Source organism: Rhodopseudomonas palustris BisB18, from assembly GCF_000013745.1.
Lineage (GTDB): Bacteria > Pseudomonadota > Alphaproteobacteria > Rhizobiales > Xanthobacteraceae > Rhodopseudomonas_A > Rhodopseudomonas_A palustris_F.
The window spans coordinates 4,057,558-4,072,965 of record NC_007925.1; the positions used below are offsets into that span (position 1 = coordinate 4,057,558).

General features: G+C 60.6%; 10 protein-coding genes, 1 tRNA gene and 1 pseudogene. 8 read left to right on the forward strand and 4 right to left on the reverse strand.

All coding sequences use genetic code 11. The annotated features are described in order from the left end of the window. The first annotated feature begins 216 nt into the window (after nucleotides 1-216). The 8 genes and pseudogenes from RPC_RS18290 to RPC_RS25630 form a co-directional block, all read left to right on the forward strand. On the forward strand, nucleotides 217-2,016 hold the full coding sequence (locus RPC_RS18290; RefSeq protein WP_011474065.1) for an IlvD/Edd family dehydratase: 1,800 nt from the start codon (nucleotides 217-219) through the stop codon (nucleotides 2,014-2,016). Nucleotides 2,017-2,217: 201 nt separating this feature from the next. Further along, on the forward strand, nucleotides 2,218-2,952 hold the full coding sequence (locus RPC_RS18295; protein WP_011474066.1) for an SDR family oxidoreductase: 735 nt from the start codon (nucleotides 2,218-2,220) through the stop codon (nucleotides 2,950-2,952). Nucleotides 2,953-3,128: 176 nt separating this feature from the next. After that, nucleotides 3,129-3,875, forward strand: a complete 747-nt coding sequence (locus tag RPC_RS18300; RefSeq protein ID WP_041802052.1) for an SDR family NAD(P)-dependent oxidoreductase — start codon at nucleotides 3,129-3,131, stop codon at nucleotides 3,873-3,875. 190 nt (nucleotides 3,876-4,065) lie between these two features. Beyond that, nucleotides 4,066-4,139: transfer RNA gene (locus tag RPC_RS18305), tRNA-Gln, on the forward strand. Between the two features lie 174 nt (nucleotides 4,140-4,313). Then, on the forward strand, nucleotides 4,314-7,694 hold the full coding sequence (gene hsdR, locus RPC_RS18310) for a type I restriction-modification system endonuclease (RefSeq protein WP_011474068.1): 3,381 nt from the start codon (nucleotides 4,314-4,316) through the stop codon (nucleotides 7,692-7,694). After that, complete coding sequence (locus RPC_RS18315) at nucleotides 7,694-9,163, forward strand: N-6 DNA methylase (protein WP_011474069.1); 1,470 nt, start codon at nucleotides 7,694-7,696, stop codon at nucleotides 9,161-9,163. Before hsdR ends, RPC_RS18315 begins: the two co-directional genes overlap by 1 nt. Continuing rightward, a complete protein-coding gene (locus RPC_RS25155) occupies nucleotides 9,160-10,542 on the forward strand; it encodes a restriction endonuclease subunit S (protein ID WP_011474070.1) in 1,383 nt (460 codons plus the stop codon). The genes RPC_RS18315 and RPC_RS25155 overlap by 4 nt, the downstream gene beginning before the upstream one ends. Nucleotides 10,543-10,629: 87 nt before the next feature. Then, a pseudogene (locus tag RPC_RS25630) lies at nucleotides 10,630-10,797 on the forward strand (helix-turn-helix domain-containing protein); the annotation flags it as partial. Nucleotides 10,798-11,386: 589 nt separating this feature from the next. On the opposite strand, the gene RPC_RS18325 reads toward RPC_RS25630, so the two are convergent. From RPC_RS18325 to RPC_RS18340, 4 genes are all read right to left on the reverse strand, one after another. Next, nucleotides 11,387-12,673 (reverse strand): hypothetical protein, encoded by a 1,287-nt coding sequence (locus RPC_RS18325; RefSeq protein WP_041802054.1) that lies wholly within the window; start codon nucleotides 12,671-12,673, stop codon nucleotides 11,387-11,389. A gap of 129 nt (nucleotides 12,674-12,802) precedes the next feature. Further along, nucleotides 12,803-13,543 carry a hypothetical protein gene (locus RPC_RS18330; protein WP_041802056.1) on the reverse strand — a complete coding sequence of 247 codons (741 nt, stop codon included), beginning with the start codon at nucleotides 13,541-13,543 and terminating at the stop codon, nucleotides 12,803-12,805. A 9-nt stretch (nucleotides 13,544-13,552) separates the two neighbouring features. Beyond that, nucleotides 13,553-14,242: a hypothetical protein gene (locus tag RPC_RS18335; RefSeq protein WP_011474072.1), complete on the reverse strand. Its 690-nt coding sequence runs from the start codon at nucleotides 14,240-14,242 to the stop codon at nucleotides 13,553-13,555. Nucleotides 14,243-14,244: 2 nt separating this feature from the next. Then, a complete protein-coding gene (locus RPC_RS18340) occupies nucleotides 14,245-14,991 on the reverse strand; it encodes a recombinase family protein (protein WP_011474073.1) in 747 nt (248 codons plus the stop codon). Nucleotides 14,992-15,408 lie beyond the last annotated feature (417 nt).

Here is a 15,408-nt window from a genome sequence, read left to right on the forward strand (position 1 = left end):
CAATTCCTCCCAGACACCGTCGGCTTGTATTGCGGTCGTTGCCGCTGCCGCGTTGTGTTGAGCGAGGTCTTAGCAGAAAATTTCGGCGGTGTCGCCGCATGAAAACGTGACGAACATCGCGCGGCCGACGTTGCGCCGTCCAGATTGCCATGCCAACATTAGCCGGCAACAACAAATGCGCGCCAAAAATTCAATGTGTGCGCTGCGGGAGAAACGATGGACAAGCCGGTGACCGGGCGCAAGCTGCGCTCCAGCGAATGGTTCAATGACCCTCACAATCCGGCGATGACCGCGCTCTATCTGGAGCGCTATCTGAACTACGGACTGACACGCAAAGAGCTGCAGGCCGGCAAGCCGATCATCGGCATCGCGCAGACCGGCAACGATTTGTCGCCGTGCAACAGGCATCACCTGGAACTGGCGCAGCGGGTGCGCGAGGGCATCCGCGAGGCCGGCGGCATCGCGATGGAATTCCCGATGCACCCGATCCAGGAAACCGGCAAGCGGCCGACCGCGGCGCTCGACCGCAACCTGGCCTATCTCGGGCTGGTCGAAATCCTGTTCAGCTACCCGCTCGACGGCGTGGTGCTGACCACCGGCTGCGACAAGACCACCCCGGCCTGCCTGATGGCGGCGGCGACCGTCAACCTGCCGGCGATCGTACTGTCCGGCGGGCCGATGCTGAACGGCTGGCACGAGGGCGAGCGCACCGGCTCCGGCACGGTGATCTGGAAATCCCGCGAGCGGATGGCCGCGGGCGAGATCGACTACGAGGAATTCATGGACATCGTCGCCTCCTCGGCGCCCTCGGTCGGCCATTGCAACACCATGGGCACGGCGTCGACGATGAATGCGCTGGCGGAAGCGCTGGGGATGTCGCTGCCCGGCTGTGCCGCGATCCCGGCGCCCTATCGCGAACGCGGCCAGATCGCTTATCAGACCGGTTTGCGCGCGGTGCAAATGGTCTGGGAAGATCTCAAGCCCTCCGACATTCTCACCAGGCAAGCCTTCGAGAATGCCATCGTGGTGAACTCAGCGATTGGCGGCTCCACCAACGCGCCGATCCATCTCAACGCGCTGGCCCGCCATATCGGCGTGGAGCTCTCGATCGACGACTGGCAGAGCGTCGGCCACAAGATCCCGCTGCTGGTCAACATGCAGCCGGCGGGCTTCTATCTCGGCGAGGAATTCCATCGCGCCGGCGGCGTGCCGGCCGTGGTGCGCGAACTCATGAAGCACGGCAAGATCCACAAGGACGCGCTGACGGTGAATGGCCGCGGCATCGGCGTGAACTGCGCCAATGCGCCGTTGCCCGACGGCGAGGTGATCAAGACTTACGACGGCCCGCTGGTGCAGGACGCCGGCTTCCTGGTGTTGCGCGGCAACCTGTTCGATTCGGCGATCATGAAGACCAGCGTGATCTCGCTGGAATTCCGCGAGCGCTATCTGGCGACGCCGGGCGATCTCAACGCCTTCGAGGGCCGCGCCATCGTGTTCGAAGGCCCGGAGGACTATCATGCCCGGATCGACGACGAAGCGCTCGAGGTCGACGAGCACTGCATCCTGTTCGTACGCGGCACCGGGCCGATCGGCTATCCGGGCGGCGCCGAGGTGGTCAACATGCAGCCGCCGGCGGCCTTGATCAAACGCGGCATCCACTCGCTGCCCTGCATCGGCGACGGACGGCAATCCGGCACGTCCGGCTCGCCGTCGATCCTCAACGCTACGCCGGAAGCCGCCGCCGATGGCGGCCTCGCCATCCTGCGCACCGGCGACAAGGTGCGCATCGACCTCAACCTCGGCAGCGCCAATATCCTGATCTCGGATGAGGAGCTGGCGCAACGCCGCGCCGAGCTGAAAGCCCATGGCGGATTCAAATATCCGGCGCACCAGACGCCGTGGCAGGAATTGTATCGCGCAACGGTCGGCCAACAGGCCACCGGCGCCTGCCTTGAGCTTGCGACGCGCTATCACGACATCGCAGGCAAAGTCGGCGTCGCGAGACATAATCATTAGGCGTTGGAAGTCGGGCGCGGCTCTTCGACGACGACAGCCGTCATTCCGGGGCGCGAGAGCGTAGCTCGAGCGAACCCGGAATCTAGCGACATCGAACGGTGCAAGATTCCGGGTTCACTCGCAGCTGAGGCTGCTCGCGCCCCGGAATGACCAACATAAAATCTGTGCCGCCGGCACAGCATAACAAACGGGGAGACCGCCATGTCCGACCGCCTGCAGGGCAAACGCGCGCTGGTGACCGCCGCCGCGGCCGGCATCGGCCGCGCCTGCGCGGTCGCGTTTGCGCGCGACGGCGCCACGGTGATCGCCACCGACATCGACGAGGCGGCGCTGGCCTCGCTCGCCGCCGAAGGCGTCAGCGAGGTGCATCGGCTGGACGTGCGCGACAGCGCCGCGGTCGCGGCCTTGGCGGCGCGCGCAGGCCGCGTCGACATCCTGCTCAATGCCGCGGGCTTCGTGCATCACGGCAGCGTGCTGGATTGCTCCGACGACGACTGGGAGTTTTCCTTCGATATCAACGTCAAGTCGATGCACCGCACCATCCGGGCGTTTCTGCCCGGCATGCTCGATGCCGGCCGCGGCAGCATCGTCAACATCGCGTCGGCCGCCGGCGTGTTCAAGGCGGCGCCGAACCGCTACGTCTATGGCGCGACCAAAGCCGCGGTGGCGGCACTGACCCGCGCGGTGGCGGTGGATTTCGTCACCAAGGGCATCCGCTGCAACGCGATCTGCCCCGGCACCATCGAGACGCCGTCGATGCTGCAGCGCGCCGCCGCCGCCGGACCGCAAGGCCGCGAGCTGTTCGTGTCGCGGCAGCCGATGGGCCGGCTCGGCACGGCTGAGGAAATCGCAGCACTCGCGGTCTATCTCGCCAGCGACGAAAGCAGCTTCACCACCGGCGTCGCCCATATCATCGACGGCGGCTGGACGCTGTGAATTTGCCCGCACCTCTCCGCACCGTGCCCCGGACGCGATGCGATACGCAGTATCGCTTCGCAGAGCCGGGGCCGTCACAACGTCAGCATCCGTCACGGTCCCGGTTCTGCGAAGCGGCATGAAGAATGCCGCATCGCGCCTGGGACACGAAACCGAAAGCAAAGAGAGAGTCGGACATGAACAGCATCGATCTCAACGGCCGTTGCGCCGTGGTCACCGGCGGCGCGCAGGGCTTTGGCCGCGCCATCACCGAACGCTTCGTCGGCTCCGGCGCGAGGGTCGCGATCTGGGATCACGACATCGCCTATGCGCAGCGCACCGCCAAGGAGATCGGCGACGCGGTGTCCGCGATCGAGGTGGACGTCTCCGATCTCGCCGCGGTCGAAGCCGCGCGTGATGCCACGCTGCAAAGCTTCGGCAAGATCGACATCCTGGTCAACAATGCCGGCATCGCCGGCGTCAACAAGCCGGTGTGGGACACCGATCTTTCCGAATGGCGCAAGGTGCTGCGGATCAATCTCGACGGCCCGTTCATCTGCTGCAAGGCGATCGTGCCATTGATGATCGGGCACAAATACGGCCGCATCATCAACATCGCCTCGATCGCCGGCAAGGAGGGCAACCCCAACGCCGCGCATTACTCCGCGTCGAAAGCCGGTCTGATCGCGCTGACCAAATCGCTCGGCAAGGAATTGGCGGCCTACGACATCGCCGTCAACGCGGTGACGCCGGCGGCGGCGAAGACCGCGATCTTCGAACAGATGACGCAACAGCACATCGACTTCATGCTGTCGAAGATCCCGAAGGGGCGCTTCGTGCTGGTGGAAGAACTGGCGGCGATGGTGGCCTGGCTGGCCTCCGAGGACTGCGCGTTTTCCACCGGCGCGGTGTTCGACATCTCAGGGGGGCGCGCCACCTATTGAGCCGCCGCGCAGCCGCGGCCGGACCGCCCCGCCCGCCCGGCAACGGCCATCTTGCCGGGCCATGCAAATCGCTGGGCGATCAGCCGGTTCTGCGCTTGCCAAGCCCGGGAGCGAGCGGGTAGAAGGACGCACCTTGCGCTTCGGGTTTCTCCTCGCCGTTTCGGGAAAACACCTAAGCTATGGAAACCATTGGGGAATGGTGTAACGGTAGCACAACAGACTCTGACTCTGTTTGTCTAGGTTCGAATCCTAGTTCCCCAGCCATTCTTCCGGCGCCGCACTAAATAGTTGAAATCATTAGATAGTTTGTGGCGGGGTGCCCGATGTACCCCAACGCCGCCCCTAACGCTTGCCCCCAACTGTTGCCGCAAAGGTGTACAGCAAGCTTCGCAAGTGCCTTGGGTTGTGCGAACGTGGCTTCCGTGGGGACGGGGTGGAATGCGGTCGTCGGCGAACTTCGGCTTTTTGGGCGATCATGATGTCAGGCTGGCGCAGCTTGGGGCGCTAGCCGAGAGCTATTTCCGTGATGATCCCACCACGTCGATCTTCAAGCTCCGGCAATTCGCGGAGCTGATGTCCAAGCTCATCGCGGCCCGTCATGCGGCCTATCGTGATGAGCGTGAGAGTTTCGAGGAGACGCTCCGTCGCCTGTCTTTCGAACGGATCATCCCCAAAGAGGCGGCCGACGTATTCCACGCCTTGCGAAAAAGCGGAAACCGGGCGGCCCACGACATTGCCGGAACCCAATCCGATGCCCTGACGGCACTCAAGCTCGCCCGCCAACTCGGAATCTGGTTTCACCGGACCTACGGCAAGCAGCCCGACATTGCGTTTGGTGCGTTCGTCCCGCCCCCGGAGCCGATCGATGCCACGGTGGCGCTCAGAGAAGAGATTGCGGCCTTGGGTCGCCGGCTTACGGAAAGCGAAGACGCCGCCGCCGGAGCCCAACGCGAAGCCGAGGAGCATGCTCGCGCACGAGAAACCCTTGAGCAGCGGTTGGCTCGGGAAGCCGAAGAGAGGGCGATCTGGGAAAAGCTCGCGCAGGACATCGAAAACGAGAAGGCCGAGATTGCGGCCCGATTGGCGGCGCTCCAAGCGGTTGCCGAACATACGCCAGCGGCCGACATCCTCCAGCTCGTTCAGCGAGCCGAGGTCGCCTCTAGCAAGATCGATCTTGATGAAGCAACGACGCGCGCCCTGATCGATCAGCAGCTTCGTGACGCCGGATGGGACGCTGACACGAAGGCCCTGCGGTACAGCGAGGGCGTGAGGCCATCCAAGGGGCGCAATCTGGCGATTGCCGAATGGCCGACATCGAGCGGTCCGGCTGACTACGCGCTGTTCATCGGCTTAACGCTGGTCGGCGTCGTCGAAGCCAAGCGCAAACGTAAGAACGTCTCCGCAGCAATCGATCAGGCGGAGCGGTACTCGGTCGGACTGGCAGCACGAGCAGACTTTACGTTCGCGGGCGGCCCTTGGACGGATCACAAAGTCCCCTTCGTATTTGCTGCCAATGGTCGCTCCTATTTGAAGCAGCTTGAGACCGAAAGCGGCATCTGGTTTCGCGACACGCGCCGTGCAGCCAACCACCGTCGTGCTTTGGTGAGCTGGCTAACACCCTCAGGGCTTTCAGGCCTTTTGGAGGTGGATCAGGATGCCGCCACCGACGCGCTCAAGACGCTGCCTTTCGACTTCGGCTTTCCGCTGCGCGACTACCAGCAGGCCGCCATCACGGCAATTGAGAAAGGCCTTGAAGCTGAGCGGCGCTCCATGTTGCTGGCGATGGCAACGGGCACGGGCAAGACCAAGCTCGCCATCGCAATGCTCTATCGTCTGCTAACAACCAAGCGGTTTCGCCGCGTCTGCTTTGTGGTCGATCGTTCGGCCCTCGGAATTCAGGCGGCGGGCGAGTTCACCACCACCAAAATCGTCTCCGGCAAAGCCTTCGCGGATATCTTCGGCCTCAAGAAGCTGGAGGATGTTACGCCAGAGACCGAAACCAAGGTCCACATCTGCACGATCCAAGGCCTAGTAAAGCGCGTCCTTTATGCTGCTGACACTTCGGAAGCACCTCCGGTCGATCAGTACGACCTCATTGTGATCGACGAGTGTCATCGCGGCTACCTGTTGGACCGCGAAATGTCGGATGCCGAGCTAAGTTTCCGGGGGCAGGACGACTACATTTCGAAATATCGTCGCGTGCTGGAATACTTCGACGCCGTAAAGATCGGCCTTACGGCGACCCCTGCCCTGCACACCACGGAGATCTTCGGGGAGCCGATCTTCAAGTATTCCTACCGGGATGCTGTGATCGAGGGGCATCTGATCGACCATGAACCCCCGGTGCGCATCGAGACCGCGTTGGCACGCGCCGGCATCGTCTTTGAGAAGGATGAACAGCTCGAACTTCTTAACACTCGGACGGGCGAAGTCGATCTTGCCCATGCGCCGGATGAAATCCGCTTCGAGGTCGAGCAGTTCAACAAGCAGGTGGTGACGCCGGACTTCAACCGGGCGGTTGCCGAAGAGTTGGCCAAGCACATCGACCCCGCCCTTCCAGGCAAGACGCTGATCTTCGCGGCCACGGACGCGCATGCCGACATCGTCGTTGCTAAGATCAAGGACGCCTTCGCGGCAGCCTATGGCGAGATTGACGACGCGGCAGTCAAGAAGATCACCGGCAGCGTGGACCGCGTACAGAAACTCATCCGGTCGTTCCGCAATGAAGCCAATCCGAAGATCGTGGTGACAGTCGATCTTCTCACCACCGGCATCGATGTGCCGTCGATCACCAACCTGGTGTTCCTGCGGCGGGTGAATAGCCGCATCCTCTATGAACAGATGATCGGGCGGGCCACGCGGCAATGTCCCGACATTGGCAAAGAGGTGTTCCGCATCTTCGATGCCGTCGATCTCTATCCGCACTTGCAGAACCTCACCGACATGAAGCCGGTGGTGGTCAACCCGTCGATCAGCTTCGAGCAACTGGTGAAGGAGTTGGTGGAAGCGGAGCAGCACGCCCACCGCGAGAGCATCCGCGACCAGTTCGCCGTGAAGCTGCGCCGCCGGCTCAAGAAGCTGCCTGAGGAGGCGCGGGCGCGCTTTGAGGCCGCTGCCGGCGAGACGCCGGAGCAAACACTGAAGCGGCTGCTTGAGAACGGCCCGACGGAGTTCGCCAAATGGCTCTCCAGCCACTCCGCCATCGGTCCCATTCTCGACTGGCAGAGTGACGGCGACACTCCCCGCTTCATGCCGATCTCGCACCATCCCGATCAAGTCGTGGCGGTGACGCGCGGCTATGGCGAAGCGAGCAAGCCCGAAGACTTCCTTGACGGCTTCTCCGCCTTCGTCCGCGACAACGTCAATACCATCGCGGCCCTCAAGCTGGTGGTGCAACGCCCCCGCGACCTGACCCGAGCCGGCCTGCAAGACCTGCGCAGGGCGCTCGACCTAAAAGGATTCTCGGAGGCCAATCTCCGCCGGGCTTGGGCCGACGCCAAGAATCAGGACATCGCTGCGTCCATCATCGGTTTCGTGCGGCAGGCCGCCTTGGGCGATCCGCTGACGCCCTACGGGGATCGAGTCAGAGTTGCGATGCAGAAAGTCATGGCCAGCCGCGCGTGGACGGAACCGCAAAAACGATGGCTGACGAGGATCGGCGAGCAGATCACCAAGGAAATCGTGGTAGACCGCAGCACGATCGACCGAGAGCCATTCATCGCGGATGGTGGCTTCACGCGCCTCAACAAGGTATTTGGCGGCGAGCTTGAAGCGGTGCTTGCCGGGATAAACGAAGAAATGTGGAAGAAAACGGGCTGATGACCACCACCACCGATATTGTCGCGAAGCTCTGGTCGCTGTGCCATGTCCTGCGCGACGACGGCGTGACCTATAACGAGTATGTCACGGAGCTGACTTTCCTGCTATTCCTCAAGATGCTGGAGGAGACCGGAAAAGAAAGCCGTCTTCCGAAAGGCTACCGCTGGGCAGCACTGGCCAAACGTGAGGGGCTGGACCAACTCGACTACTACAAGCGGCTGCTTCTCGACCTCGGTAAGCCGGAAGTGAAGGATGGTCTGGTTCGCGCCATCTTCACTGACGCACAGACACGGCTGCGTAAGCCGACTAATCTGAAGGCGCTCACCTCAAGCATCGACCAACTCGATTGGTTCTCCGCCCGCGAGGAAGGTTTGGGCACCCTGTACGAAGGGCTGCTGGAGAAGAACGCATCCGACAAAAAGTCCGGCGCTGGGCAATACTTCACGCCGCGTCCGCTGATCGACTGCATCGTCCGACTGATGAAGCCGCATGTCGGTGAGACCGTACAGGACCCTGCCGCCGGAACTGCCGGCTTCATCGTCGCCGCCGACCGCTACATCAAGGATCGCACTGACGACCTTTACAAGCTGCCCGAACAGCAGGTCTTCTTTCAACGGCATCACGCCTTCAACGGCGCGGAGTTGGTGCCGGATACGCATCGCCTGTGCATGATGAACCTATTGCTGCACGGCATCGAGGGCGGCGTAGAGCTTGCGGACACGTTGTCGCCCGATGGCGAGCGCCTGTCGAAGGCCGATCTCATCCTCACCAACCCTCCCTTTGGCACCAAGAAAGGTGGCGGCAGGCCAACGCGCTCCGACTTTTCCATTACGGCCGACACGTCGAACAAGCAGCTTGCCTTCGTCGAACACGTCGTCCGGGCCTTGAAGGCGGGCGGGCGGGCGGCAGTGGTGGTCCCCGACAACGTGCTCTTCGAGGACAATACGGGCCGCGATCTGCGCACCTGGCTGATGGACCTGTGTAGCCTGCACACCATACTTCGGCTGCCGACCGGCATCTTTTATGCGCAGGGCGTCAAGACAAACGTGCTATTTTTCCAACGCGGCAAGACCGACAAGGCCAACACCAAGACGGTTTGGGTTTACGACCTGCGAGCCAACATGCCGGCCTTCGGCAAAACCAGACCGCTGACGGCGGCAGACTTTGCGGAGTTCGAAAAAGCGTATGGCAGCAATCCCGCCGGCAGCGCCAAGCGGAAGGATCAAGGCGAGGAAGGCAGGTGGCGGGGCTTCACGCGAGATCAGATCAAGGCCCGGAATGACAATCTTGACATCTCATGGCTGCGTGACACGGAGGTCGAAGCCGAAGAGCAGCTGACGGAGCCGGAAGACATCGCGGCGGCCATCATTGGGCACCTCAAGGCAGCCTTGGAAGAAATCGAGACGCTCTCCGAAGAACTTGAAAGCCCCAGCAACAAAGACGCAGCTATGCCGGAGGCCGCAGAGTGACCGGTGATCTTCCAAGCGGATGGGTCGCCGCACCAATTGACGACCTTCGTGCGCTTGAGCCCAATGCTATCACTGATGGTCCCTATGGCAGCAGTCTCAAGACGAGCCATTACCGATCGAGCGGCGCTCGTGTGGTCCGTCTAGGCAATATCGGTTTTCGCAGATTCTTGAGTGCTGATGCGGTATACATTTCTGAGGATCACTTCAAGGCCCTGGTAAAGCATCACGTCAGGGCCGGAGACGTGTTGATTGCCGCGTTGGGTGACCCGGTAGGTCGTTCTTGCATTGCCCCGTCTGATATTTCGCCGGCGTTGGTGAAGGCAGATTGCTTTCGTCTTCGTTGTTCGCCTCACCTTTCAGCGCCATTCATAATGCTTTGGTTGAACTCGGAGTGCGCACGCGAAGCTTTTTCAAGCGCAGCTCACGGACTTGGACGTGTGCGCATTAACCTATCTGATTTTCGAACGACTGTAGTACCTGTTCCTCCAGCGACTGAGCAAGGGCGCATCGTCGCTAAGATCGACAACCTGTCCGCAAAGTCCAAACGCTCCCGCGATCACCTCGACCACATCCCCCAGTTGGTCGAGAAGTACAAGCAGGCGATCTTGGCGGCGGCGTTTCGTGGCGAGCTGACGCACGAGTGGCGTGTCAATAACCTCGACCAAAAGTGGCCGTGGCCGGAATGCTCACTGTCGGATATAGCAAACATCGGGACGGGAGCGACCCCTAAGCGCGGCGAGCAACGCTATTACAGCAACGGGAACATTCCGTGGATAACCAGCGGCGCCGTAAAACACGCGGTGGTGCAGGCCGCTGATGAATACATCACGGAGGCCGCAGTACGCGAGACAAACTGCAAGGTATTTCCGGCAGGAACGATCTTGATGGCAATGTACGGAGAAGGCAAAACGCGAGGCCGTGTAACGGTGCTTGGTATCAACGCAGCAACAAATCAGGCCGTAGCTGCTATTCAGGTCAGGGCCGACAGTCCCGCAGTTCGAGACTTCGTCGTTTGGCACTTACGCAGCGGATACCTCGAACTTCGTGAAAGGGCGGCAGGTGGGGTTCAACCCAATCTCAATCTCGGAATTGTCAATGCGTGGCGCATACCGTTGCCCTCTCGTGATGAACAGATGGAAGTAGTACGTCGAGTGCAAAAGGCCTTTGCCTGGATCGACCGTCTCACCATCGAAACCACCAGCGCACGCAAGCTGATCGACCGCCTCGACCAAGCCATCCTCGCCAAGGCATTCCGGGGCGAGTTGGTACCGCAGGACCCGAACGACGAACCGGCGAGCATCCTCTTAGAGCGCATCAAGGCCAAACGCGCGGGCAGTGCTGGGCACACCCGGCGACGTTCTGCGCGGGCCACTTCGTGACGCCCTGTTGCCACGCGTGCAGGTGGACCCCAAGGCGGAAGAGATGCGAGGTAACATCATTCTCGTCGCCCTGAGGCAGGGCTTGATCGCACCTACATCAGCCAAGTCGAACGGGGAAAGCGAAACCTGACGGTGATCGTGTTGGCTCGCATTGCTGGTGCCTTGAAGACGACCCCGGACAAGCTTTTGATCGCCCCGCGCAAAGCTGGAAGCTTGCCGCCCGGATCGGGTCCGGTATCTGCCCGGTCACTTTAAACGCCAGACTTCAAGCCCATCGCCGCCGGCACCGTGAGGACGGAGCTAGGAGCCCGCTGAGTCCGGTGAAGATACAATGCATAATCCCCATCGGTACCGAACGGACGCGTTGTGGGGCCGCTGAAGGCATTGAGGCCGGCTTAAAGCGTGGCGTTCGGGTCTCTCTGCATGGAATTGCCTGAAGCCCGCCTTGCGTGGGCCGCATGGTGCTGCTTGATGTGCGGCCTTGGGCGATCTTGCTCAGGTAGACATTGAGCGGGGGATGGCGACGCCTCCCACCATAGAGCCCGCCTTATGGGCACCTCAAATTCCTGCACGCTGCCCCCCTAGGCACGTTAAGCCCTGCTCCGTGGGGGAGCCGGAGTGGTGGATGGGCGCTGCCATCCTCTCAATAGAGCGAGAGCTCTGTGCCTTGCCTCAGGCTGGTGCTTTATGAGGTCCTTCTTGGAGGTGGGACGATCACCAGTCTCACCCCCCTGAAAGGGCTCCCCTCGGCATTGGGCGCTGAGCCTAGAGCCCCACAGAAGGCTCCTTCCCCCCCTCTAGGTTTCCCCCTCCATTAGCGGAGGCGTAAGACGCGAAGTGGCTGCTATTCGGACATAACTTTGATTTTTAATATCGCGCAGCCGCAACCTGTCTGGCGCTCAAATTCATCCTGCATCTCCTTTTGAGCCGCGACAGCACGAGATTCCGCCACCAGCACGGCGTCGTGGAGCGGCAAAGCGGTGATCCCTTGCCTAAAAAGCTGCGTGGTCACTTCGATGATGATGTCACTCTCAGCCCGCATCAATTCGAAACCCAAGCCGGTGCCGAACAGGGGCGCTATGGGGCCGTGTTTCTGGCAGAGCATTTTGATGGCATCTCGAAGTTTTGTGCCAGCCGGGAAATGCTGAAGCGTTTCCTCTGGCCAATTCTTCAGGGGGCCGTTTGCGAAGAGCAGCGCATTCATCAGCCTCTTCCACCCATCCCGGCCGGTCTGATCGCCTTGAACATCGTATATGTCGCCGTCCGGCTGCTCCGCCCGCGCCCGCACGTAGGCGAGCCGAGGAAACAGCTGCTGATAATCGACATCTGCAATTGGCTCACCATCAATGCGAATGCGCTTGCGCTCACTCCTCTCCATCGACATCCAGAAGCCGCCCGCAAGGCGACCGCCATGTCCCCACTTGCCGTTGTTGAAGATGCGTCGCAATGATCGGCGGTAAGGTGCAATAATCTGCCCGTCCTTCCCGATGGCCAATTTGTCGGAAGCTCCGGCGATTTCGATTTGCGCATCCCGCAAGTGACGATTCATGCGCCGGATTTGCCCGGCCCACTGTTTGGTTCTGGCCGTTGGTTTGAAGCTCACGGCCTGCGCCCGCCCGTCTTCATCCTTTCCCTCCTTTAGGATGATGAGAGCCGGGTCGTCCAATCGGTAAATGCTGCGCCAATCGGGAGGATTGAGAGGGAGACAGCTTGCGAGATGTTCGGTCGGTGAGATGAGCGACGCCTGCTTGAGTCTTTCGGATATCCTGAACCCCTTGCAGTCTTCGTGGATCAGTTTGAGTGCTGCTAACAAATCAATCGCGGTCAAGAAATGCTGACCGAAGACGGGGTTTGCGTTGCCGCCCTTCGGCCAAAGGAAGCCGTGCGCCCGAGGAATGGCTAGCTTCGCATCGCCCTCGGCGGCCTTTAGAAGCAACAAGTTGCAAGCCAAGGCTCCGACGGCGAGATAGAACTTCTTCTTATCGGCCGGCTGTCGTGCCCGTTGCCTGATTCCGTTTGCAAGTTCGTGCTCAATTAGTTGGTCGCCGATCCTCTCAATTGCGGCGCTCAATTCGGCGGTTCTTGACCGGAATTGTGGATCGAACCACATCAGCTCAATTTGATCGTCCATGGAGACACGGATTCTCTGCTTGCTATCGGTGCTCAAAGTAACCGGCTTAAATGCCTAACATGTGCGTACCGTCACCGCGCCACCTGATCTCACGACAGAACGTGATGCCGAGAATTGTCGTCCGGGATGTCATGCCTTCGGTGGCAACGCGGGGTGACGGCCGTATCGTTTGACCTTCAGGTTGAGGACTGAGGCGAGGTGTTTGTCCACGACCCATTCGCAAGGTTGCTCGACGGCCTTTCCGATCAATCTCAGGACCGGCCCAGAAGAGCGAGGAAAGGCGTGGAGCTCAGATACTTTTCTGAGGCGGCCCCTGTCGTCGGGAAGCTCCCAAACGCGATGGTAGCCGCTTGCAAGGCGATGCAGCGCCTTCGCGATCTGAACCCTGCGAAACTCCTTCGTCCGGTGAGAGCCGGGGTCCTCTTCGATCAATGCCGTGACGGCTAGCACGATGGCGACAAACCGCTCTGGCTTGATGCCTCCGACGCGAAGCCGCGCCAATGCGATCTTAGCCCGTTTGGATGCGGGCATGCCCTTGAGTCGCGTGGCGATTTCGGTGGGACCCGCTGCCTCTAAGGTCCCCTCAATGGAGGCCAAGGCGGCCGAAATGAACTTGTCCGCGTTGATCCGTGGCCGGAGATAGGAGGTCGCCGCAGCAAGGTAGGGCTTCAATTCTGCCGCGCTGTAAGTTCCATGCCAGTGACTTCCGTGCCGAGCTTTATGCTCGACATGCTTGCGACAATGAAAGGCAGCAAGACCTTTCCCGGCTGCCGCCATTGTTGGCCTACCGCAGGAAGGAATTACGCAGCCAGTCGAAGAAGCGATGCCTTGGTCGAGCCGATGTTTAATTCTTCTTGGCGATTTCATCATTGAAACCGATCAAAGGGCAAATCGCTCTCCGTCGCTGCTAGTCGGACGACCTACCAGCTCATCCCAGTGCCAATGATCCGCAACGGCGAACAGGGTAGTCAACACGGAGATAACGGTTGACGGCTCAGCGACGACTAGCTTCTTGGATCGCTTCGCCAGTTTGGTGTCGATTGCCGCGAGCAGGCCGCGTCGCGATAGACCTTCACCGGCCCCATAGGTGGAAGGAACAACGTATCGGTATCCGTGCGGTGGATTTCGCTCCCAAAGCCGCCCATTGGAAAGCATTCCAAACAGGGGACGATGAAGATTTGTGCGAAGCTTATCAACCTTCATGTCGAAGTAATATTTTTCAATGTTGCCGCCGCTTCCCCGGATTAGCTTAATTTTCGCACCAGCGATCTCTAGAACACGCGTCAGGGCTGCGTGGACCGGCAGCATGAAGCGAGTTACCGGTTTGTCCGCCTTCTTGGGCCCATTGACCAGTAAGCTAACAAGAGCGCGGTGGTTCTCGTCCTTCTCCCCCAGCTTTGCCTCTAAGAAAACTCCTCCGGTAAGACTTCCTATGAAGTCAGCTAAAGGGGGCATCGAATATTGCCCGGGGTCGGCCTGAACTAGTTTTCTTGCTTCATTCGCCCACGCCTCGATACACGCAAAGGCTTGGATTGATTCTAAATGTGTAGGCATGCTCTGCTGCACCATTGCTATTCGAGGTTACGAACAAGTCCTTCTTGCAGTAGATGGAACTGTGGCAGGTGACCAGACCGCATCTTGGCTATTACGCGGATCACCTGCAAAGCGGACCACCCCTTGCCGCCACGAGCGGTGGGGATGCAGCGGTTCGTGAGTTCTTTGGCAAGGCCGGTCGCCGAAGTTAAGCCAGCCCTACGAAGCTCATCAAGAAGTGGGGCAAGGTCGGCAGCACGCTCCTTGGCGCGGTTCGCCTGCATCATTCGGCCCTCTGCTTGTGCATGCTGTGACATGATGACGCCCCGGTTGCCGCCAAGCTTCTGTCCGCGTGCCTTTGCGGCCGAAAGCGCAGCCCTCGTGCGTGACGAAATAAGACCGGCCTCCAGTTCGGCCACCGCCGCCATCTGCTGAAGCATAAACCGGCCGGTGGGGCCCTCGATGGCTGGCAGGTCGGCGAACCTGACATCAACGCCCGCTTCAAGGAGCTTCGATAGAAAGCCGACGGAGCGAGTAAGCCGATCTACCTTTGCCACAACAAGCGCCGCACGATGAATACGGGCTGTTGCCAATGCCTGCTCAAGCGCCGGCCTGTCATGCCTCCGCCCACTCTCAATCTCGATGAATTCAGCAACGACATTGGCGGTGCTGTCCTTCAGGTATCCCACAACAGCTGCCCGCTGCGCCTCGATACCAAGTCCGGAAACACCCTGCTTTCGGGTTGACACTCGATAGTAGGCGACGAACTTAAACTTGTTGACCATCACTGTTACATCCCAATCAACGACCGATGACTGAGATGTCATGAGAATAGACCGACGCGCAATGAGTCAAAACGACTCAGCTGTCTGGAGCCGGCGCCATTCAATCCGGGGAAGCGGCGAACTGCGACGTGAAACGCTTGCAAAGCGAATCCATTGGGCTCCCTGATTAGAACGATTCGATCGTCACAGACGAGATCGGCTTGCTGTCCCAGCACAGATAGCTCTGATGAGTGCCGAAGAACGGGAGGGGTAAGGGGGGAAATCTCAGCCGCCGCACGTCGAGGTCACCACTCTCGTGAGCACCCCTTCGCAACTTCGTCCGGAGACGAGGCGATGGCCCCAAACCTTGGAAGCCGAACTCAGAGAGATGGTGACGAATGCTGCGAAATGCCTAATTGCTTCAACCAACATTTTGAC